This window comes from Salinibacterium sp. NG253, from assembly GCF_015864945.1.
GTDB lineage: Bacteria > Actinomycetota > Actinomycetes > Actinomycetales > Microbacteriaceae > Rhodoglobus.
Genome location: NZ_JADYWF010000002.1, coordinates 320,064 through 341,865, shown reverse-complemented (window position 1 = coordinate 341,865; position 21,802 = coordinate 320,064). Strand labels below are relative to the sequence as shown.

The 21,802-nt window shown below is 61.1% G+C and carries 15 protein-coding genes; 8 read left to right on the top strand and 7 right to left on the bottom strand.

The annotated features are described in order from the left end of the window. Positions 1–173 precede the first annotated feature (173 nt). Positions 174–2,486, top strand: a complete 2,313-nt coding sequence (locus I6E52_RS11500; RefSeq protein ID WP_197157568.1) for a glycosyltransferase family 2 protein — start codon at positions 174–176, stop codon at positions 2,484–2,486. Next, positions 2,483–4,078, top strand: coding sequence for a chitinase (locus I6E52_RS11495; RefSeq protein ID WP_197157566.1), 1,596 nt, complete (start codon positions 2,483–2,485; stop codon positions 4,076–4,078). Before I6E52_RS11500 ends, I6E52_RS11495 begins: the two co-directional genes overlap by 4 nt. A gap of 81 nt (positions 4,079–4,159) precedes the next feature. Here the strand turns inward: I6E52_RS11495 and I6E52_RS11490 are convergent, their stop codons facing one another. After that, complete coding sequence (locus tag I6E52_RS11490; protein WP_197157564.1) at positions 4,160–5,833, bottom strand: ABC transporter ATP-binding protein; 1,674 nt, start codon at positions 5,831–5,833, stop codon at positions 4,160–4,162. A 53-nt stretch (positions 5,834–5,886) separates the two neighbouring features. Here I6E52_RS11490 and I6E52_RS11485 point away from each other — a divergent pair, with 53 nt between their 5' ends. Then, positions 5,887–6,495 (top strand): PH domain-containing protein, encoded by a 609-nt coding sequence (locus tag I6E52_RS11485; RefSeq protein ID WP_197125808.1) that lies wholly within the window; start codon positions 5,887–5,889, stop codon positions 6,493–6,495. Between the two features lie 11 nt (positions 6,496–6,506). On the opposite strand, the gene I6E52_RS11480 is transcribed toward I6E52_RS11485, so the two are convergent. From I6E52_RS11480 to I6E52_RS11470, 3 genes are all read right to left on the bottom strand, one after another. Next, positions 6,507–7,625 (bottom strand): ABC transporter permease, encoded by a 1,119-nt coding sequence (locus tag I6E52_RS11480; RefSeq protein WP_197157562.1) that lies wholly within the window; start codon positions 7,623–7,625, stop codon positions 6,507–6,509. Positions 7,626–7,627: 2 nt separating this feature from the next. After that, entirely contained in the window at positions 7,628–9,121 is a 1,494-nt protein-coding gene (locus I6E52_RS11475) for an ABC transporter permease (RefSeq protein ID WP_374059107.1), read from the bottom strand. A gap of 174 nt (positions 9,122–9,295) precedes the next feature. Next, positions 9,296–11,065 (bottom strand): ABC transporter family substrate-binding protein, encoded by a 1,770-nt coding sequence (locus I6E52_RS11470; RefSeq protein WP_197125815.1) that lies wholly within the window; start codon positions 11,063–11,065, stop codon positions 9,296–9,298. 406 nt (positions 11,066–11,471) lie between these two features. Between I6E52_RS11470 and I6E52_RS11465 the strand changes: the two genes are divergently transcribed. The 5 genes from I6E52_RS11465 (at position 11,472) to I6E52_RS11445 (ending at position 18,912) form a co-directional block, all read left to right on the top strand. After that, on the top strand, positions 11,472–12,059 hold the full coding sequence (locus tag I6E52_RS11465) for an antibiotic biosynthesis monooxygenase (protein ID WP_197157558.1): 588 nt from the start codon (positions 11,472–11,474) through the stop codon (positions 12,057–12,059). Positions 12,060–12,090: 31 nt separating this feature from the next. Further along, positions 12,091–16,011 (top strand): ATP-dependent RNA helicase HrpA, encoded by a 3,921-nt coding sequence (hrpA, locus tag I6E52_RS11460; protein WP_197157556.1) that lies wholly within the window; start codon positions 12,091–12,093, stop codon positions 16,009–16,011. 97 nt (positions 16,012–16,108) lie between these two features. Continuing rightward, entirely contained in the window at positions 16,109–16,963 is an 855-nt protein-coding gene (locus tag I6E52_RS11455; RefSeq protein WP_197125746.1) for a CoA ester lyase, read from the top strand. Positions 16,964–17,001: 38 nt separating this feature from the next. Continuing rightward, positions 17,002–18,156 carry a thiolase family protein gene (locus tag I6E52_RS11450; protein ID WP_197157554.1) on the top strand — a complete coding sequence of 385 codons (1,155 nt, stop codon included), beginning with the start codon at positions 17,002–17,004 and terminating at the stop codon, positions 18,154–18,156. Further along, positions 18,157–18,912: a 3-hydroxyacyl-CoA dehydrogenase gene (locus tag I6E52_RS11445; RefSeq protein ID WP_197157552.1), complete on the top strand. Its 756-nt coding sequence runs from the start codon at positions 18,157–18,159 to the stop codon at positions 18,910–18,912. 60 nt (positions 18,913–18,972) lie between these two features. On the opposite strand, the gene I6E52_RS11440 is transcribed toward I6E52_RS11445, so the two are convergent. From I6E52_RS11440 to I6E52_RS11430, 3 genes are read right to left on the bottom strand one after another with little or no spacing between them, the layout of a single operon-like run. Next, complete coding sequence (locus I6E52_RS11440) at positions 18,973–19,725, bottom strand: amino acid ABC transporter ATP-binding protein (protein ID WP_197126313.1); 753 nt, start codon at positions 19,723–19,725, stop codon at positions 18,973–18,975. 26 nt (positions 19,726–19,751) lie between these two features. Further along, positions 19,752–20,765: an amino acid ABC transporter permease gene (locus tag I6E52_RS11435; protein WP_197157549.1), complete on the bottom strand. Its 1,014-nt coding sequence runs from the start codon at positions 20,763–20,765 to the stop codon at positions 19,752–19,754. A 4-nt stretch (positions 20,766–20,769) separates the two neighbouring features. Then, entirely contained in the window at positions 20,770–21,666 is an 897-nt protein-coding gene (locus tag I6E52_RS11430) for an ABC transporter substrate-binding protein (protein ID WP_197157547.1), read from the bottom strand. Between the last annotated feature and the right edge of the window lie 136 nt (positions 21,667–21,802).

The window sequence follows — 21,802 nt, the reverse complement described above, 5'->3', positions numbered from 1 at the left end:
GATATTCAAGGCGTTTCCGCAGCTTACTAGACCGCTTTTGGCGGGTAGACCAATTTGTCGGAGCGTAACGTTTCCTTGCAAAGACAAAACCCAGTGCGAATACTGGGCGTGCAAGATACCCGCCGGCGTCTACCCGAAAGATACCGATCTTGCACACAAGGGATCTAACCACTATGCCCAAAAATCCTACGGTGGCGCCTTCCCGGCGTCGCCAGTGGGGCGCTGAGTCGCGCCTCGAACCGCTGCCCACTGTCCATCCCGCGCCGAGCGACCGCAAAATCGCGCTCGCCCGCCTCGCTATTGTCGCCACCGTCGTGTTTTGGCTGACCTATGTCATCTACACAATCGCTCGTCAGTTCATCAACAACGGCACCGAGAGTTTCCGCTTCACAATGGAGGCCGTCTCCTACGTCATTGTGGTGACCTTCCTGACCTTCTCGGCGCTCATGTACTTGATCGCCCGTCATGGCGCCTTCCAACGCTTTCGTGCACACGCTCGTGTGCCACGAGCTGAACTCGACCGTCACTTTGCCGACAATCAGGGTTCCATCACCGTGCTCGTGCCGAGCTACAGCGAAGAGCCCGACGTTGTTCGTGCCACCCTCTGGTCGGCATGCCTCCAGGAGTACCCGAGCCTTCGCGTCGTGCTTCTGCTTGATGACCCGCCCTTTCCCGACGACCCGGATGCCGCAGCCCAGCTGTCGAAGTCACGCCAACTCACCGAAGAGATCCAGCGCGAGCTCGCAGCGCCCCGCGCGCGATTCGCTGATGCTCTGTCGGTCTTCGAATCACGACTGCGCCAACAACGCCCGATGGGCATCACCGAGCTCGCGGATCTCGCCGGTCATTACCAGTGGGCAGCCGCGTGGCTGGAGAACAAAGCCGACAAGGAACAGCGCATTGACCACGTTGACGAGTTCTTCGTCACACAGGTTCTTCAGGGCTTAGCGGGAGAGCTTCAGCTGACAGCCGATGCGTTGGGCGCCGCTCTCGACGAGAATATGGTTCCGCCAGCAACACGCTTGCATGAGCTCTACCGTCGCCTCGCGCGCACCTTCGATGCTGAGCTCTCCACCTTCGAGCGCAAGCTCTACGCGTCTGTTTCTCACGAAGCAAACAAGGCAATGAACCTCAACGCCTACATCGGCCTGATGGGTGGCAACTACCGCCCCGAAGAAACTCCCGACGGCACGGTGCTGCGGCCCGTAACCCAGGCCGGAGCCGGTGACCTCTCTATTCCTGATTCGGAATACCTCCTCACGCTCGACGCCGACTCGCTGCTGCTGCGCGACTATTGCCTGCGTCTCGTCTACCTTCTCGAGCAAAAAGACAACGCGCGCGTTGCGGTGACGCAGACTCCGTACTCCTCGTTCCGCGGTGCTAGCACGCGCATCGAACGCCTCGCTGGGGCGACGACCGACCTGCAGCACATCCTGCACCAGGGCAAGTCGTACTACGGCGCCACCTTCTGGGTTGGCGCTAACGCCGTCATCCGCAAGGCTGCTCTGGATGACATTGTCGAGACCGAAACCGAGGGCGGCTTTACCGTCAAACGGTATGTTCAAGACCGCACTGTTATCGAAGACACCGAGTCGAGCATCGACCTCGGCACCCATGGTTGGACGCTCGTCAATTACCCTGAGCGTTTGAGCTACAGCGCCACCCCGCCCGACTTCGGATCGCTGGTTGTTCAGCGTCGTCGTTGGGCCAACGGTGGCCTGTTGATCATGCCGAAGCTCATGCGCCAGATGCGTGAGCGCCGGGCCCGCGGCGAAACGGTGCCGTGGACCGAGTTCTTCCTGCGCGTGAACTACATGACGTCGATCACGTGGGCCAGCTTCGGCCTCGTCTTCCTCCTCGCCTACCCCTACGACAGCCGACTGCTGAGCCCGGTGGTTCTGCTTGCGGCGGTTCCGTACTTCTTGGCAATGGGAAGTGACCTGCGCTACAGCGGTTACAAGTTCAGCGATATTTTCCGCATCTACGGCTTCAACCTGATCCTTCTTCCGGTGAACTTGGCCGGCGTGCTGAAGTCGCTCGAGCAGGCCATCACGAGCAAGAAGATTCCGTTCGCCCGTACCCCCAAGGTGCGCAACCGCACGGCAACCCCGCTGCTGTATGTGATTGCACCGCTGATCATCATTGGGTTCTCTGCCTTCACCTTCTGGCGAGACCTCAATGCCGGCAACTGGGGCAACGCCGCTTTCGCCGCGTTCAACATGATTCTCGCTGGCCTCGCTGTCGTCTCCTACATCGGCATCTGGAATGCGATCGTCGACATCTGGATTGGGGTCACCAGTCCCCTGTTCGTCGAGCGCAAACCCAAGAAACAAAAGGCGGAAACCGAGCCGGAATCGACCACGCTCGACTGGCGCGCGATCCTCTACTACGGGGATGACAGCGGATCGCACCACAAGGTGCGCGACTCGATTGTCTTCGCCGAAATGCTCCCACCCATTGACGAAACCAGAGAGGTTCGATCATGAGTTCAGCTACCCGTCGTCTTTCCTTCTGGCGGCTCGTTATTGCAGCGATTGTGGCTGTCGCCGTTGCTGCTGGCGGCCTGTTCGCCTACCAAGCGTGGGCATCGACCCAAGCGGCACCAGCCCCCGACCCGTGGTTCGCCGCCTACGTGGATGTCACGGCAACGCCAAGCTACGAGTTCGAATCGGCGACCTCAGACAGTGGCAAAGAGGTCATGCTGTCGTTCATCGTCGCCGCAACCGACGACGGCTGTACTCCCACCTGGGGCACCGCCTACACAATGGATGAGGCAGCAGTCTCGCTCGACCTCGACCGCCGCATCGCACGCTTGCAACAGCAGGGTGGGGATGTCGGGGTATCGTTCGGCGGACTACTGAACGACGAGCTCGCGACATCCTGCACCGATCATGACAGTCTCGTCGAGGCCTACAGCTCGGTGATTGACCGCTACGCCTCCACCACGATCGACCTCGACATCGAGGGAGAGAACCTTAGCGATACCGCTGCCGGTGAACGTCGCGCCGCTGCCATTGCTGACTTGCAGCAGTCGCGCCGCGCTGCTGGCGACGACCTCGCCGTGTGGCTCACGTTGCCCGCGGCCACCTTCGGCCTCACCGAAGATGGCACCACAGCGATCACTCAAATGTTGGATGCCGGCGTAGACGTCTCTGGCGTCAACATCATGACGATGAACTTCGGTCAGAGCTTGACCGACGACGAAACCAGCGGGGACGCCTCCATTCGCGCCCTTGAGGAGACCCACCGCCAGCTCGGCATCCTCTATGACCAAGCGGGAATCGAACTGACGGATGCCACCCTCTGGACGAAGCTCGGCGCGACCCCGATGATCGGCCAGAACGACAACGAAGACGAAATCTTCACGATGGACGACGCCACGACCCTCAACGAGTTCGCAACCGAGCAGGGACTTGGGCGCATGTCGATGTGGTCGCTCAACCGCGACACGACCTGCGGCCCCAACTATGCCGATGTCACTCGTGTTTCCGACGCGTGCAGTGGCGTGGATCAGGGCGACTTCTTGTTCGCTGATCTGCTAGCGGAGAACTTCGACGGTCACATCGCAAGCTCAGCCAAAACCATCACGACCGAAGAGCCGTCTGATCCTGCCGACTTCGTCGACGACCCAGCGACCAGCCCCTACCCGATTTGGCAAGAAGACGCCAGCTACCTCGCGGGCACCAAAGTTGTGCTGCACCGCAACGTGTATCAAGCCAAGTGGTGGACTCGCGGAGATGTTCCCGATAACCCAGTACTCAACTCGTGGGAGACACCATGGACGCTCGTCGGCCCGGTTCTTGAAGGTGAAACCCCCGTCGAGGTTCCGACAGTGCCCGACGGCACCTACCCGGACTGGGATGGCACGTCAGTGTACGAAGAAAGCGATCGCGTTCTCTTCGACGGTGTTCCCTACGAAGCCAAATGGTGGACCCAGGGCGACAGCCCTGCCGCATTCTCGTCAGATCCGGATGGCTCGCCATGGATTCCGCTCAGCTCTGACGAAGTCAAAGCAATCGCCGACAGCAGCATTACTGACGAGTCGGCGACACTAGCTCCAGCCAGCACAGAACGTTAGATTTCCCGTTCTATGCCCGGTTGGTCACGGGAGGCAGGCGGCGGGAATCGGGTTCCCGCCGTCTGCTGAGTAGCCGTTTAGCTAGGAGGCAAGACCTTCGCGTTCGGTGCGACGGCGACGCTGTTCTTCAGGATCAGGCAACGGCACGGCGGCAATAAGTCGCTGCGTGTAGGGATCCTTCGGGCTTCGCAACACTTGGTCACGCGTGCCCTGCTCCACAATCTTGCCGCGATGCATGACGGCGATGCGGTCAGCGAGGATGTCGATCACAGCGAGGTCGTGCGTTACAAACAGGCACGCAAAGCCGAGCTCCTTCTGCAGTTCTTGGAAGAGCTCGAGCACTTTCGCTTGCACCGACACGTCGAGCGCCGACGTTGGCTCATCGGCCACGAGCAGCTTGGGGCTCAGCGCCAAAGCGCGAGCGATTCCAACGCGTTGGCGTTGTCCACCCGACAGTTCGTGCGGGTAGCGGTTACGCATGTGAGACGAGAGTTGCACCCGGTCGAGAAGCAGACTCACGCGAGCTTCTTCGTCTTTGCGGCTGAAACCGCCACCGAGGCGAAGCGGCTCTCCGATGCTTTCGCCGATCGGCATCCGCGGGTTCAGCGACGAACCGGGGTCTTGAAACACAATGCCGATGTCGCGGCGAACCGCGCGCAGGTCGTTCTTGTTAATGCCGACCATGTTCGTGCCAACAATGTCGAGGGTACCTTCGACCGCGGGAAGTAGACCGACAACGGCACGACCGATCGTGGTCTTGCCCGAACCGGATTCGCCCACGAGGCCGAGAACTTCGCCCTGACGAATGGTGAGGTTGATGTCGTCGGCGGCACGGAAGGCAGGCACACGCCCACGCTTCGGATACTCAATCGCGACACCTGACATGGTGAGTACAACCTCGCGGTCATCCTTCGAAGCAGACGCCTCCCCCGCTTCGCCGAGGTGAGGAACCGCGGCGAGCAACGCCTGGGTGTACGGATGCGTCGCCTTCTCGAACAGCGCTTCTGCGGTTCCCGTCTCCACGACTTCGCCATCTTTCATCACCATCACGCGGTCGGCGAGGTCAGCGACAACGCCCATGTCGTGAGTGATGAGGATGATCGCGCTGTCGAGCTTGGAGCGCAAGTGGTGCAACAGCTCCAGAATTTCGGCCTGCACGGTCACATCGAGCGCCGTGGTTGGCTCGTCGGCTATGAGCACGCGCGGGTCGCACGAGATGGACTGGGCGATCATCGCCCGCTGGCGTTGGCCGCCAGACAACTGGTGTGGGTAGGAGTCGAACGCTTTTTGCGGGTCGGGCAGTTCGACCATCGCGAGCAGTTCGAGGGCACGCTTCTTAGCATCCACCCGCAGCATGCCGGCGTTGTGCACTTGAAGCGCCTCAACGATCTGGAACCCGATCGTGTACACCGGGTTGAGCGCTGTCATGGGCTCTTGGAAGATCACCGCGATGCCGGCACCGCGCAACTGGCGCAGGCGGTGCAGCGATGCGCCGACCAACTCTTCGCCAGCCAACTTCACGCTGCCCGAAATACGCCCGTTCTCGGGCAGCAGCCCGAGCAGCCCCATGGCGCTCGTGCTCTTGCCCGATCCGGATTCGCCCACGATGGCAAGAACTTCGCCACCCTGCAGCGAGTAACTCACGTTCTTGGCAGCGGTAACCCACTCGCCTTCAACCCAGAAGTCGACGCCGAGGTTCGTGACCTCAATTGCGGGAGTCTTCGTTGTTGTCTCAGTCATAGCCGTCTCAGTCATCAGGAGTGTCGCCTTTCGCCCTGGATGCGGTGTGCTCGTGGGAACATAGTTCCGTGTCGCCAAACTTCACCCTGCACTCGCGATTCGGGCGCGTACTTTCGATCATCGTCATTGCTGCCTTCGCGGCGGGCCTTGTCATCACGGCTATTCAAGGTCGCTGGCTGGATGCCCTGCAAGTCGCGCCCATCTTTGGGCTCCTCTCGCTGCTCACGTGGGCGATGTTCTGGCGCCCCAACGTTTACGTGACTGCCGCCGGCGTCAGCGTGCGCAACGTTTTGCGCACTATCGAGGTCGCGTGGCCAGAAATCCGTCGCATCGACACCAAATATGCGCTCACTCTCGAGACTCCGCACGGCACCGTTACAGCGTGGGCTGCGCCCGCACCCGGTCGCCATTCGGTTTTCTCGGCCGTGCGTCAAGACGGCGCGAACCTGCCCGAGTCGAGTTATCTGGCCGGCACTGTGCGACCCGGCGACCTGATCACGTCTGATTCCGGTCAAGCGGCCCATGTCATCCGCACCCATTGGGAGCAACTGCGCGACGATGGGCATCTGGATGCCGCCACGAGCGAGTTCACGAAGCTGCGAGTCACGTGGCACTGGCGCACTATCGCGGCTCTCGTTGCGCTGACGGCTTTGGTCTTCGTCTCGACGCTCGGCTAGCTCACTCGTTCTCACTTGTTTACGGTTCCGTCGCCGGGACGTGTGCCGGGAATGTAGGCCTTGAAGAAGTTGCCGATCTCGGAACCGAGCCCGCGTTGACGAGGCACGCGCTTCTGGCGAGGGTCGAACGCATCGCGCAGACCATCGCCGATGAAGTTGATGCACAGCGCAATCACCACGATGAAGAGACCTGGCCACCAGAACAGCCACGGCCGCGTCTTGAACGCTTCGTTGTATTGGCTGATGATCTGACCGAGCGAAATATCAGGATCAGTGATGCCGAACCCGAGGAAGCTCAGTGAGGTCTCGAGCAGAATCACGGCACTCATGAGCAGCGTTGCGCTGACGACGATCACGCCGACGGTGTTGGGCAGGATGTGACGGAAAATGATGCGGAAGTCGCTGGCACCCGCCACTCGCGCTGCATCAACAAACTCCCGTTCGCGCAAGCTCAGGAACTCCGCACGCACGAGTCGCGCCATACCGGTCCAGGCGATGAGCCCGATCATGACAGCCAACAAGAACGCGTCGCCACCGATCGTCTGGCCAAGAACGGCACCCAGGATGAGCAGCGGAACGATGATGATGACGTCGGTGAGTCGCATGATGAGCTGGTCAACCCAACCGCGGTAGTACCCAGCGAGAGCACCGAGAACGACGCCGATAACGGTCGAGATGATGCCGACGATGAAGACGACGTTGAGCGATTGCTGCATTCCGCGCATGACGCGCGCGAACACATCCTTACCCGTGTTGTCTTGACCAAAGGGATGCTCGCCAAAGCTGAACGGCCACCACGTGAAGGTAGGAGCGCCGCCGGGGAGCACGATGTCGTAGCGTTCCCACCACGTGGCACCCCACCAGCCGGGGATGCGGAACCCATCGACGATGAGGCGTGTGCCGGTGGGGTCCGGGGTGAGTTTTCCGGTGCCACCAAGAACGGTACCCACCGAAGTAAACGCGAGGAGTACGAGGAAGAGCAACACGAACACCGAGATCACGGCGCCACGATGGTGCAGGAAGCGACGACGCACAATCGCACCCTGGCTGAGACCTACCGTTGCGCGCTGTTCGATGCTGAGTTCTTGGCCAACCGACTGCTCGTCGGCTACGGGGTTCTTGTCGGTCATGATCAGCTCACCCGAATTCTGGGGTCAAGGGCCGAATACAAGAGGTCGGCAATAACGTTGAAGATAACCGCGAGAATGCCGGTGACAAGGAAGAATCCCATCACCAGGTTCACGTCGATGCGGTGCAGCCCCTCATTGAAGAGGGAGCCCATGGCCTGCCAGGCGAAGACTCTTTCGGTAATCACGGCACCACCGATCACCGCCCCGAAGTCGAGCGCAATGATGGTAGCGATCGGGATCATGGCGTTGCGGAACGCGTGACGCATGACAACGGTGCGTTCGCCAAGACCCTTGGCTCGAGCGGTGCGCACGTAGTCCTGATTCATGACGTCCAACAGGCTGGCGCGAGCGTAGCGCGTGTAGGCCGCCAGCGAGATGATCATGAGCGCGATGGTGGGCAGGAGCATATGGGTGAGCGAGTCGAGCATGTTGAGCCAGGTGTCATCCACTCGGCGGATAGCCGGCGTCGATGCACCGATCGTGGCGATCACACCGTTGCTGAGCGGGATGCGGGCAACGTACTCGTCCCAGCGGATAAACATCTGGTCGAGTACAAGCGGGATGACGCCCAAACCGCCGACAATAGCTGCGGTTCTGGCGACGACGGCTTTGCCATCGCCTCCGACGAAGAAGCCCACAAGGAGGCCCAGACCCACCATGATCGCGAGCACGAGCACGACGGTCCATGGGTTATTGACGTAGTAGAAGAGGAACTGGAAGGGCCAGCTCAATGCAATCGTCAGCACGACGACAATTCCTACCGCGAGCAGGGCACGACGGTTATGGAATCCGGTCGACGTGAAGAGCACGACCGCACCAGTCGCGACGGACATCAAGGCGATGCCGACGTAGCCGATTGACGGGCTTTCGAACCAGCGAGTGACATCGAGAAGAATGAGCAACGCGGCAACACCGCCACCGACGCTCACAAATGAAATGACGCGGGTTCGAAGCTCACCGCCGACCACAGACGAGGCAATGAAGCCCATCACGATCCCTATGACAAGAATCGACCACCACGGAATGACCGGGTTACCCAAGAAAGAGTTGAACTGAATAGCGCCGAACTCTTTGAGGAGCACCGCAACCCAGAAGATGGGGAGTGAGTAGAAGACGAAGGTGAGGAAAGTGACGACGTAGTCGTAACCGCTGTACTGACGCAATGCGGTCGTCATTCCGATCGCGACGCCGATGACGATCGCGAGGATGGTTGCGGCAAGAACCAGTTGGAGAGTGGAACCAAGCGCTCCACCGATGGCTTCGATCACAGGCTGTTCGCCTCGCGCGACCGAAATGCCAAGGTCACACTGGCCGATGAAACAGGCCCCCACTCCTCCTAGCCAGCTGAAGTAGCGAAGCACGGGTGGCTGGTCGAGATTGAGAAGACCGCTCAAGTACGCAATTTGATCTTGAGCGCTGGGATCTCGGCTGCCCCGAAGTTCTCGAAGCGGATCACCGGAATTGGCGGTAAGTACATAGACGATAAATGAAGCCACTAGGAGAACTAAAAGAGTGGCTACAAGGCGCCTGGCGACAAAGGTCAGCACCGGAGATCCTCATTTCGGGGGCATGCATAACGGAACAAAAACAGTGCCGCTGAGCGGCATAACGACGTTCGCGCAAGTGGGCCGGGCACTAGGCCCGGCCCACTCGCGAGCGCTACCGAGAAATTACTCGGAGTCTGCCGGTGCCCACTCCCAGAAGTTCCAGAAGTAGGTCGGCGACAGCGGACTCGGGTCCACGTTCGTTACTGAGTTGTTCCAGACGGTGATTCCGGGGAACTGGAAGATGGTGACGCCGTACGCGTCTTCCCATACCAGCTTCTCGACCTCAACCTGAATCTCGGTCTGGACCGCGGGGTCCAGCTCGGTTTCGAGGTCCTTGAGGAGACCGTCTACCTCGGTGTTGGAGTATCCACCGAAGTTGCTGGGCTGGCCACTACCGAGGTACTGGTCAGAACCGGTGAGCGCGAGGCTCGTCGACTGCCATGCGAAGATAACCGCGTCGTGCGGGTTGATCGGCAGTGCTTCCTTGTCGGTGAATGCCCACGTGGGCTCTGAGTCGTCAACAACCGTGAAGCCGGCAAGAGCAGCCGACTGCTGGATGAATTCGAACTCGGATGCACGACGAACGTTGCCCTCGGGGTACCAGAACTTGACCTCAACAGGAGTCGTTACTCCGGCGTCAGCAAGCAGCGCCTTGGCGCCTTCGATGTCAACCTCGGCGTAGTCAGCCGAACCGTTGGTCGAAGCGATATCGTCGTAGCCGGGAGCACCAGGAATCTGGAGGACCGAGTCGCGCAGAGTGGCGTTTTCGTTCAGCGGGAGGATCAGCTTGTCGAGGATTTCCTGACGAGGAATGACCTTCAGGAATGCCTGACGAACAGCCTTCGCGGTGTCTTCGTCTCCGCCGTAGGTGGCGGGGTCGAACGGACCACCGTTGTTGAACGTGAGGTCAACGTGCTCGTAAGTCGCTTCATCCGCGGTTACGTAGTCAGCGTTGTCGAGTCCCTTGACGAGCTCAAGCACGTCAGGAGTCGGCTGGCCGGCTGCGATCTGAACGTCACCGTTCTCGATGGCCTGTACCTGAGCGGTCGAGTCCTCGATCTGACGAACGATGATGCGCTCGTACTTGGGCGACGGGCCCCATGTGTAGAGCGGGTTGGCCTTGAGCGCAACGTACTCGTTTTCTACGAGTTCGTCGAGAACGTAGGCACCACTCGAGAGGGCAACAAGGTCGCTGTCGGGGGTGCTCGGCGCCTGGTACTCGTCGTTCCATGCCTTAGCTACCGGGGTGAGCCAGTCAACGTCGTCGTTTTGTACTGCTTCAACGAACATCGCCTTTGCTTCTTCGGGATCAGTGATCTCGGGGTAAGCAAGTTCAACGACACCGTGAGCGGCAACACCGAGGTCGAACTGGATCTCCCAGTCAACGTAAGCCTTGTCGTACACAATCGTGATGCTCTTGTCGTCGATCTCGGGCAGCGCCGAAGCGAGGTCACCACGCGGGTTCGCGTGTGTGAAGAGCGGAGCGTCGTCAGCATCCGTTACCCCAGCGAAGATGGTGGTCCACGCGAGCAACAGGTCGGCGGAGTCAATGGGGGTTCCATCAGACCAAGTGACGTTGTCATTGATCGTGTACTTGACCGTCAGTGGGTCGTCGCTCGTCTTCTCGAACGTACCGAAATCGGTGTTACGGACGAGTGCCGGTTCGCTGTTGTAGTACAGGAACGACGAGTTCATCATGTACAACACAACGGCGTTAGCGGTGTTGTTGCCCGCTGCGCTGCTTCCGTTGAAGTTGTCAATCAGGTCATTCCACGCCACCGTGATCTCGGTGTCGGCAATTACTTCTGACTCATACGGCGGAGTACACCCTGTTAGGGCGAGGGCTCCGGCCGCGAGCACAGCTATGGCAGCTGAGACGCGCTTCTTCTTCATCTTTCCTCCAGTAGAAAGGTGGTCGAAGGGACGGTGTAGACCAATCCCATGGCCGCCATTACACCGTATTGCTGAACGTCAGGGCAATAGAAACTGACGATTCGCACAATTCGCAACAAGAACGACACAATCCTGCGCGGATTCCTGTGTCTACCCCACAGTGGGGGTGATGCGCGGATGAGCGGAGGGTGAGAGGGCACAGCATTTGTGGCCTCCACGGGGTGCTCCCGAAAGCCCGTCAAACGCACGAGCTCGAAAATTGGCCTACCGCGCGAACAAATGGTGTGACACGAGAAATTTACATAACCACACAGCAAGAGCACCCGGCATCCAACCTAGACTTGAACCCAGCTAAGCCCACACCGGCTGTCACTGTTGCCGCTGGACAACAGAAAGGAGTGCGCTGATGCCTGCAGAAAACGCCCCGATCACCATCTCGATCGAACGCACCGTTGACCCCGCCCGTATCGCGCAAGCCACAGCCTGGATGCAAACCGGCATCAACCTCGCCACGACCTACCCCGGCTTTCTCGGCTCCGGCTGGGTACGCGCCGGCACCGACAGCACCACGTGGCACATGCTCTACCGATTCGCGGATGACGCAGCACTCTTGCACTGGGAACAATCCCCCGAACGTGCGTGGTGGCTGCAGAGCGGCAGCGCGTTCATGAGCCAGCACCGCAGCGAGCGCCGCACCGGAATCGAGGGCTGGTTCGATGAGCCAACCGAGGTCACTGTTGAGCATGCGGGTCTCGCTGCGGCGGCCCCTGCCGCACCACCGCGCTGGAAGCAAGCGGTCACTATCTGGTTGGGCTTCTTCCCGCTCAACCTCCTGTTCACCTACCTCGCAACCGTGCTCATTCCAGGCTGGGATACCGTGCCGCTTGCGCTACGCGTGCTGCTCATGACCCTGTGCCTCACCCCGATCATGACCTATGTCTTGTTGCCAGGCGTGACGCGGATGCTGCGGCGCTGGCTGTCGCCGACGAAGTGATCGCGCGCTGCAGCGCGTAAGCTGAAGGGCTATGTCTGCCTCCGAAGTTCACTCCGCCAGCACCGCATCTGCCGCGAGCGCTGACATTGTGGTGACCTTCCCACCCGAGCTGCCCGTCAGCCAGCGCAAAGACGACATCGCCAAGGCGATTCGCGAGAACCAAGTCGTGATCATTGCGGGAGCAACCGGTAGCGGAAAAACCACCCAGCTGCCCAAGATTTTGCTGGAACTGGGCAAGACATCCATTGGGCACACGCAGCCGCGACGAATTGCCGCGCGCACCGTTGCGGAGCGCATCGCCGAAGAATTGGGCAGCGAACTCGGCGACCTCGTGGGTTACCAAGTGCGGTTCACCGATCGTGTGGGAAAAAACACGCGGGTGAAGCTCATGACCGACGGCATCTTGCTCAATGAGATCCACCGCGACCGCGACCTCAAGAAGTACGACGCGATCATCATCGACGAGGCCCACGAACGCAGCCTCACCGTCGACTTCTTGCTCGGCTATCTCAAGCAGCTGCGGGCCCGCCGCCCCGATCTCAGCATCATCATCACGAGCGCCACGATCGACCCCGAGAGCTTCTCGAAGCACTTCGATGGCGCGCCCATCATTGAAGTCTCTGGCCGCACCTTTCCCGTCGAGATTCGGTACCGCCCGCTCGTCGCCGAAGAAAGCACTGGCGACGATCTCGAAGCGGAGGATGCCGAAGAAGCTGCCGCGAACCGCACCGACCGCGATTATCTCGAAGGCATCAACGACGCCCTCGACGAGCTCTCTCGCGAGAGCGACGGCGACGTGCTCGTCTTCCTCTCCGGCGAAACCGAGATTCGGGATGCCGAAGAATCCATCCGCGGACGCATCAGCGCCGGCAAGCTCTCCGAGGGCACCGAAGTACTCCCCCTCTATGGGCGGCTGAGCTCCGCCGAGCAGCACCGCGTGTTCGAGTCGCGCCGCACGCCCGGCACGCGACGCCGCATTGTGCTCGCCACGAACGTTGCCGAAACCAGCCTGACGGTGCCCGGCATCCGCTACGTCATCGATGCCGGAACCGCGCGTATCAGCCGGTACAGCACGCGCGCGAAGATTCAGCGTCTGCCGATCGAGGCCATCAGCCAGGCCAGCGCCAACCAGCGCTCGGGCCGTTCCGGACGAACGAGTGACGGAATCGCGATTCGCCTCTACTCCGAAGAGGACTTCAACTCGCGCCCCGAGTTCATGGAACCCGAGATTCTGCGCACCAACCTCGCGGCAGTCATTCTGCAGATGATCTCGCTTGGGCTCGGGAATATCGCCGAGTTCCCGTTCTTGCAGCCGCCAGATTCTCGCGGCATCAAAGACGGCCTTGAGCTGCTGACCGAACTCGGTGCTGTCGAAAATGCGATGGTCGGGCAGACAAAAGCCGGGCACAAGGCCACCGGCCCGAAAGATGCCGCCCCGCGCATTACTCGCATCGGCAAGCAGCTCAGCCAACTGCCGATTGACCCCCGGCTCGCGCGCATGGTGCTCGAATCGAAGCAGCACAGCACCACGCGCGAGGTTATGGCGATTGTTGCCGGGCTCAGCATCCAAGATCCCCGAGAACGCCCCCTCGATAAGCGCCCGCAAGCCGACCAGCAGCACGCGCGCTTTATCGATCCCACCAGTGACTTTCTCACGATGCTCAACCTCTGGAACTACCTCGAAGAGAAACAGAAAGAGCTCTCGGGCAACCAGTTTCGACGTATGTGCAAAAACGAATATCTCAATTATTTGCGCGTGCGCGAATGGCACGATGTTTACCGCCAGTTGAGCCGCATGGCCAAACCGCTCGGTCTCGTGATCGGTGACGCACACTCGAACCCCGACGGCATCCATCGCTCACTGCTGGCCGGCTTGCTCAGCCACATTGGTCTCAAGGATGTCGCCAAGCGCGACTACATCGGCGCCCGTCAGACTCGGTTTGTCATCTTCCCCGGCTCAGCACTGGCTAAGAAACAGCCCAATGCGATCATGAGCGCTGAGCTCGTGGAAACGAGCAGGCTCTTCGCGCGCATGAATGCGTCAATCGATCCGGTGTGGGCTGAAAAACTTGCCGGCGATCTCGTGAAGCGCAGCTATTCGGAACCGCACTGGGAGAAGAAGCAGGGCGCCGCCGTCGCGTTCGAGCGCGTGACGCTCTATGGCGTCACGCTGGCCGCTCGCCGCCGCATCCAGTTCTCGCGCGTCGATTTGCCTGCCGCCCGCGAGCTCTTCATTCGCCATGCCTTGGTAGAGGGCGAAGATGATCTCACGAAGCGCGACAAACGCGTGTGGGGCTTCGACGCCTCCAACCGTGCCCTGCGGCGTGACCTTGAGCAACTCGAAGAGCGCAGCCGTCGCCGCGATATCTTGCACGACGACGAAACCATTTTCGAGTTCTACGACAAGCGAGTGCCCGCCACCGTGGCCTCCGTGCGCGACTTCGAAGGCTGGTGGAAGAAAGCTCGTCACGACTCCCCCGATCTGCTCACCCTCTCCACCGACGATCTCCTTGAGAACGCGGATGACGCCGAAGTTGACGAGACTGCCTTCCCGACCACATGGGTGCGCGGCGATCAAACGCTCAGCCTGAGCTATCGCTTCGAGCCCGGCACCGACGATGACGGAGTAACCGTCGCCGTGCCGCTGCCCTTGCTCGCCGGACTTCGGCCAGAAGGCTTCGATTGGCAAGTGCCCGGCCTGCGCGAAGAGCTCGTAACCGCGTTGATCAAGGCCCTGCCGAAGCCGATCCGCCGCAACGTGGTTCCCGCAGCTGACTGGGCTCGCCGCTTGCTCGAAAATGCTCCCGACGATCCGGCAGCCGCCGCCCTCGACGAGGGCCCAGGCGTGACCGAATATCTGGCCAAAGAAATCACTCGACTGACCTATGTGAAGGTCGCAGCATCCGACTTCGAACTCGACCGCGTGCCCGCCCACTTGAAGGTCACCTTCGCGGTGATCAACGAGCGTGGCAAAAAAGTCGGTGCCAACAAGTCGCTGCGCAGCCTGCAAGCGAGCCTCAAGCCGGTCGCCCGGGAGAGTGTTGCCCGGGCCGTTGAAGGCGCCGCTCAGCGGTCCCCGGAACGCCCGGCAGACACCCTCGAACGCTCCGGAATCACAACGTGGGACTTCGGAGAGCTCGATCGCTCCCGCGACACCAAGCACGGCGGTAACACCATCCGCGCTTACCCCGCGCTCGTGGATGACGGCGACTCGGTCTCCATCCGCCTCATGTCGACGCCCTACGATCAGGCCATCGCGCACCCGGGCGGTGTTCGTCGCCTGCTGCTGTTGGCGATTCCCTCGCCGCTCGGCTACATCAACGAACATCTCACCGGCACCGAAAAACTGGTGCTCGCCCAGAGCCCGTACCGCTCCACGAATGCTCTCTTCGACGATTGTTTGCGCGCGTGCGTTGACTCCGTGATGGGCGATCGCGATGTCTTCTCGCAGAGCGAATTCGAGGCGCTGCGGAACGAGATTTCGGCAGGGCTGGTCGACTCGCTGTTTACGACCGTCTCGCTCGTGGCATCCATTGTGTCGGGGGTTCGACTGGCCGATAAGGCAATACGTGCCGCGACAAGTATGCATCTGATTGCACCGCTCGGGGATGCGCGCGAACAGCTCGATGCCCTCGTCTTCCCCGGCTTCGTTTCGGCGACGGGGCTCACTCAATTGCGACGCCTCCCGGTCTACCTCAAGGGCATCGAGCATCGGGTGGCGAAACTCACCGAGAACCCCGGTCGCGACCGTGGCTGGATGTCCGAAGTCGAATTAGCGACCCGTCGCTACAAGGACGCGGGCGGCACTCTGCCGCTAGAAAAGCATCCCGAACCACAGATCGTGCGTGCCCGGTGGATGCTCGAAGAACTGCGGTTGAGCCTCTTTGCGCAACACTTGGGAACCGCCGAATCGGTGAGCCTGCAGCGCATCGCCAAAGTGCTCGCTTCCTAAACCCTGTTATTCAGCGGCCCGTCACCCCCACAAGTTACTCTGGAGGCTGCGAGAAGCACGATAACCGGCCTCTCTTCTGAAAGAAAGCAGTTCACGCGTGTCCGAAAGCACCACCGATCACCCGACCACCCACGATGTTTCCGCCGAGATCGCGCGTTCGTGGCTTCTGGTGGCAGCAACTCGTCCCGAAGACTTCGACGCCGCTGAGCGTTCACGCGCCGACCAGATCATCCTCGACGTGGAGGATGCCGTAGACCCTCGCCTCAAGTCCATCGCTCGCGATTCCGTTGTCGAATGGTTGAGCAACGGTGGCAGTGGCTGGGTTCGCATCAACGACCGCACTTCTGATTTCTGGTCGGACGATGTGGATGCCCTCGCCGGCCTTCCTGGCTTGCGCGGAGTCATGCTGGCTAAGGCCGAAGCAGCGGCTCATGTCTCTGAAACCTTCGACCGCCTCAAGGGAATCACGCCCGTGATTGCCCTCGTCGAGTCGGCCCTCGGCATCGAAGAAGCCGTCTCGATCGCCCGCGCCCGCGGCGCCTACCGTCTTGCCTTTGGCAGTGGCGACTACCGTCGCGACACCGGTGCCAGCGCCGACGACCTCGCCATGGCCTACCCTCGCTCGCGCCTGGTTATCGCCAGCCGCGTCGGCAACCTGCCCGGCCCCATCGACGGCCCGACCGTCGGCACGAGCCACCCCGTTCTTCGCGAACAGGGCAGCATGGCCGTCTCCCTCGGCATGACAGGCAAGCTGTGTCTCGACATCGAGCAGTTGCCGATCATCAACGAAGTCATCAGCCCTACTCGTTCGGATGTCGCGTGGGCTCGCGAATTCTTGGAAGACTTCGAAGCTCGGGGCCGCGTCATCCGCGACGGCAGTGACCTGCCCCGCCTTGGCCGCGCACAGAAGATCGACAAGCTCGCTCGCGCGTTCGGTGTCGAACCGGCCTAACCGTAGTGCTCAAGCGCACTCGCCGTTAGTCTTGAACCATGACAACGGCAGTCATTGTTGACGCAATTCGTACGCCTTCGGGCCGGGGAAAACCGGGCGGAGCGCTCTCTGGCGAGCATCCAGTGGATCTTCTCGCTGTTGTGTTGCGCAGCCTCGTCGACCGCCATGATCTCGACCCCACCACCATCGATGATGTGATGGCGGGCTGTGTCACCCAATCCGGTATGCAGGCGGTCAACATCGCCCGCAATGCAGTGCTCGCAGCGGGGCTTCCCGAGACGGTACCGGGCACCACAATCGATCGTCAGTGTGGCTCGAGCCAGCAGGCCGCTCACTTCGCTGCGCAGTCGATTATGGCTGGCGTGAATGACGTCGTCATCGCGTGCGGAATCGAACTGATGAGTTCCCACCCCATTGGCCAAGCTACTCTCGGCTACGGCACCACGAGTTCGTTGCTCAATGACCGTTACCCCGCGGGCCTCGTGAATCAGGGCATCTCCGCCGAACTCATTGCGGCACGCTGGGGGCTCGACCGCGACGACCTCGATGTTTTCGCCGCGCTCTCCCACGCGCGTGCTTCCGCCGCCGATTTCAGCAACGAAATTCTGCCCATTGGCGAGTTCAACCACGATGAAACGATTCGACCCGGCACGACGGCAGAAGCTCTCTCCGGCCTCGGTCCGGCCTTCTACGATGCCGAGATTGCCGCCCGTTTCCCCGAGATTCAGTGGCGGGTCACCGCGGGCAACTCTTCACCCCTCACCGACGGCGCTTCGGCGGTGCTCATCATGAGCGAAGAGCGCGCTGCCGCTTTGGGGCTCCGGCCACTCGCACGGTTCCACTCCTTTGCGGTCGTCGGCTCCGACCCGATTGAAATGCTGACCGGGATCATCCCCGCAACCCACCGCGTGTTGGAGCGCAGCGGCATCCGTCTCGATCAGCTCGACAGCATCGAAGTCAACGAAGCGTTCGCCTCGGTCGCTCTCGCTTGGCTGCAAGAGTTCCCCGTCGACCCCACGATCGTGAACCCGCGTGGCGGTGCCATTGCCCTCGGTCACGCGCTCGGTTCCTCGGGTACGCGCCTGCTCACCACCCTCGTCAACCAGCTCGACAGCACCGGCGGTCGCTATGGCCTCCAGGTCATGTGCGAAGGCGGCGGCATGGCCAACGCAACCCTCATCGAAAGGCTCTAATTGAAGATTCAGGATGCCGCAGCACTCATCACCGGTGGCGCAAGCGGACTCGGTCTGGCTACCGCCCGCGCTCTCGCCGCGCAGGGTGCGAAGGTCACCATCGCCGACCTGCCCAGCTCCCGTGGAATCGAGATCGCCGCCGAATATGGCTTCCAGTTCGCGCCCACCGACGTTCGCTCCGAAGTGGACGTTCAGGCTGCCGTTGCCCTCGCCTCCTCAACCGGACCACTCCGCATCGTCGTGAACTGTGCCGGCGTTGCGACCCCGGGCAAGACGCTCGGTCGCAAGGGAGTGCTGCCGCTCGAAACCTTTGAAACCGTGATCGGCATCAACCTCACGGGAACGTTCAACGTCATCCGCCTCGCTGCAGCCGCGATGGTCGAAACCGACCCGATCGACGGCGAGCGTGGCGTGATCGTGAATACGGCATCCGTCGCCGCCTTTGATGGGCAGATTGGTCAGCCCGCCTACGCGGCGTCGAAGGCTGGCGTGGCCGGCATGACGCTGCCGTTGGCCCGCGAGTTCGCTTCGGCCCTGGTGCGCGTCATGACCATCGCCCCCGGCATCTTCGAGACGCCGATGATGGCGGGGCTGCCGCAGGAGGCGCAGGATTCTCTCGGTGCTCAAGTCCCGCATCCGTCACGACTCGGACGGCCCGACGAGTATGCCGCGCTCGTGCAACACATCGTGGAGAACCCCATGCTCAATGGCGAGGTCATTCGCCTTGACGGCGCGATCCGGATGCAGCCGCGCTAGCAGCAGCACCCGGATCGACCGAAGCCCGCAAGCGAGCCAAAGGACCCGAGCGAGTCGCGCTTAGAGCACCTTCGAGAGGAAGGCCCGCGTTCGTTCGTGCTGCGGGTTGCCGAGTACCTCATCGGGATCGCCCGACTCGACGACAACACCGCCATCCATGAACACGAGCTGGTCAGCGACTTCGCGCGCGAACCCCATCTCGTGCGTGACCACAATCATGGTCATGCCGGATTCGGCGAGACCCTTCATGACGTCGAGCACTTCACCCACAAGTTCTGGGTCGAGCGCCGACGTCGGTTCGTCGAAGAGCATGAGCTTGGGCTCCATGGCGAGAGCGCGCGCAATGGCCACTCGCTGCTGCTGACCACCGGAAAGGTGAGCGGGATAGGCGTCCTCTTTCTCGGCTAGTCCAACCTGAGCCAGCAGTTCGCGACCCTTCGCCATCGCGGCGTCTTTCTTCACCCTGTTGACGCGGATGGGCGCCTCAATAATGTTTTCCAGCGCTGTCATGTGCGGGAAGAGATTGAAGCGCTGGAACACCATGCCGATATCGCGGCGCTGGCGGGCGGCTTCGCGTGGCTTCAGCTCGTAGAGTTTGTCGCCGCGTTCTTCATATCCGACGAGAACTCCGTCGACGCTGAGCCGGCCAGCATCCACATTTTCTAGATGATTGATGCAGCGCAGGAACGTCGATTTGCCGGAACCACTCGGGCCAACAAGGCACATCACTTCGCCCTGCGGCACCGACAACGAAATGCTCTTCAAGACTTCGTTAGAACCGAAACTCTTCGAGACGCGGTCGGCATGCACCATCGGTGCGCCGCTTGTCGTTGCGTTCGTCATCGGTGCTCCTTTCCTGACGGATCCGTACTGGAATCGGAGGCCTCACCCGGAGTGGTGATAACTCCGGTCTTCACCGAGATCGCTCCCGTCTCCGTGCCCGCCTTTTCGGGGCGTGCTTGGCCGACACCGCGCGAGAAGCGCTTCTCGAGGAAGTACTGGCCGACCATCAGAATCGAGGTGAACAGCAGGTACCACGCTGAGGCTACGAGCAGTAGCGGGATGGGGTCGAAGATCACGACAGAGATGTCGCGCGAGCGACCGTAGAGTTCCAGGCTGAACGGAATGGCGGTGACCAGCGAAGTGGTCTTGAGCATCGAAATGACTTCGTTGCCCGTGGGAGGAATGATGATGCGCATGGCCTGCGGGATGACGACCCGCGTCATGGTTTGCATCCACGACATTCCGAGGGCGGTTGCCGCCTCGTCTTGCCCCTTGTCAACCGAGAGGATTCCGGCGCGCACGATCTCGGCCATATAGGCAGATTCGTTAAGAGCCAAGCCGATCACGGCAAGCCAGAACACGCTGATGAGGTCACTTGTCTCGAACGACAGCCACGGCTCAGTGAACGGGATGCCGACATCGATCGTGGAATAGATCGTGGCGAACAGTCCCCAGAACACGAGTTGCACATACACCGGAGTGCCGCGGAAAACCCAGAGGTACAGCCAGGCAATGCCCTTGACCACGGGGTTATCGGAGAGGCGCATGACGGCGAGGGTGACACCGAGGATGATCGCAATGACCATCGAGTACACCGTCAGCAGCAGGGTGTAGCCGGCGGCCTGCGAGATGCGCTGGTCGAAGATGTATTTGCCGAAGTTCGCCCAGCCGTAAGCCTCACGCTGAGACGCGTCGACGAGAAAGAGCACGAGCATCGCTACGAGGATGACCGCGATGACATTGCGCCAGGGGTGACGGAGACGAATCGCTTTGATCGCCTCTGCTTGATCAACGCCGTTCGGCGACACCTGTGCAGGTGTCGCCGAACGGTCAGAGCGTGCTGCAGCCATCTACTTAGCTAGAGGTTGCCGCGTTGATGGTGATTGACGAGACGGCGCCACTGAAGACGCCCCAGTCATCGAGGATCGACTTGTAGGTTCCGTCATCGACCATCGACTGCAGCGCCGCCTGGAGGGCATCCGACAGAGCCGAATCCTTTTCTACAGCGATGCCGTACGGTGCGGTGTCGAACGAGTCGCCTGCGAGTTCAATCTTGTCGCCGACTTGGCTCACCGCGTACTGGGTGATGGGCGAGTCAGCGCTCATGGCGTCCGCACGGCCCAGAGCGAGAGCGTTGGTCGCCTCGTCTTGAGTGTCGAACTTGAGGATGTTGATGGGCTCGTTGCCCGCATCCGTGCACTCCTGAGACTTCGCGGGAAGTTCATCCGTCTCTTCGTAGGTTGCGGTCTGCACGGCAACGGTCAGGCCACACGCGTCGGCGGGATCAACGTCGACGCCAATGAGCTGGGCCCACTGAATTCCAGCCTCGTAGTAGTTGACGAAGTCGACGACCTTCTCGCGCTCTTCATTGTCGGTGAAGGAAGAAAGCCCGATGTCGTAGCTACCGCCAGTGACGCTGGGGATGATCTTGTCGAAGCTGGAGGGCTGGTACTGGGTGTCGAGACCGAGCTTGGCTGCCATGGCGTTGCCAAGGTCAACTTCCCACCCGATGGGGTTGCCCGCGTCATCCTTGTATTCGTTGGGGGCGTAGGTCGGGTCAATACCGATTACGAGAACGCCGGCTTCCTTGATGTCGTCGGGCAAGAGAGCAACTGCTGCTTCGTCGACGCCGACCTCAACAGTGCTGCCGCCGGCTGTACCGGTGTCGGTGTCGGTGCTGTTATCAACACATCCCGACAGTGCGAGGACGGTGACGACGGCCAATGCTGGCAGCGCGTAGGTGATTTTCATGGTGCAACCTTTTTCTTTATCCCGATGAAAGCTAGTGCCGGTGATAAGGCGTCGCCCCTGACGGGTGCGCCGCTGAATCATCGACGCTGGAAGCCTACCCCCGGGTGCGCGCAATATTACGCTCACTTGCGCCGTG

What these genes read in the sequence shown, in the direction of transcription:
- I6E52_RS11500 (WP_197157568.1), top strand. Translation starts at nt 174, where the DNA reads ATGCCCAAAAATCCTACGGTGGCGCCTTCCCGGCGTCGCCAGTGGGGC.
- I6E52_RS11495 (WP_197157566.1), top strand. Translation starts at nt 2,483, where the DNA reads ATGAGTTCAGCTACCCGTCGTCTTTCCTTCTGGCGGCTCGTTATTGCA.
- I6E52_RS11490 (WP_197157564.1), bottom strand. Translation starts at nt 5,833, where the DNA reads ATGACTGAGACGGCTATGACTGAGACAACAACGAAGACTCCCGCAATT.
- I6E52_RS11480 (WP_197157562.1), bottom strand. Translation starts at nt 7,625, where the DNA reads ATGACCGACAAGAACCCCGTAGCCGACGAGCAGTCGGTTGGCCAAGAA.
- I6E52_RS11470 (WP_197125815.1), bottom strand. Translation starts at nt 11,065, where the DNA reads ATGAAGAAGAAGCGCGTCTCAGCTGCCATAGCTGTGCTCGCGGCCGGA.
- I6E52_RS11465 (WP_197157558.1), top strand. Translation starts at nt 11,472, where the DNA reads ATGCCTGCAGAAAACGCCCCGATCACCATCTCGATCGAACGCACCGTT.
- hrpA (WP_197157556.1), top strand. Translation starts at nt 12,091, where the DNA reads ATGTCTGCCTCCGAAGTTCACTCCGCCAGCACCGCATCTGCCGCGAGC.
- I6E52_RS11450 (WP_197157554.1), top strand. Translation starts at nt 17,002, where the DNA reads ATGACAACGGCAGTCATTGTTGACGCAATTCGTACGCCTTCGGGCCGG.
- I6E52_RS11440 (WP_197126313.1), bottom strand. Translation starts at nt 19,725, where the DNA reads ATGGTGCATGCCGACCGCGTCTCGAAGAGTTTCGGTTCTAACGAAGTC.
- I6E52_RS11435 (WP_197157549.1), bottom strand. Translation starts at nt 20,765, where the DNA reads ATGGCTGCAGCACGCTCTGACCGTTCGGCGACACCTGCACAGGTGTCG.
- I6E52_RS11430 (WP_197157547.1), bottom strand. Translation starts at nt 21,666, where the DNA reads ATGAAAATCACCTACGCGCTGCCAGCATTGGCCGTCGTCACCGTCCTC.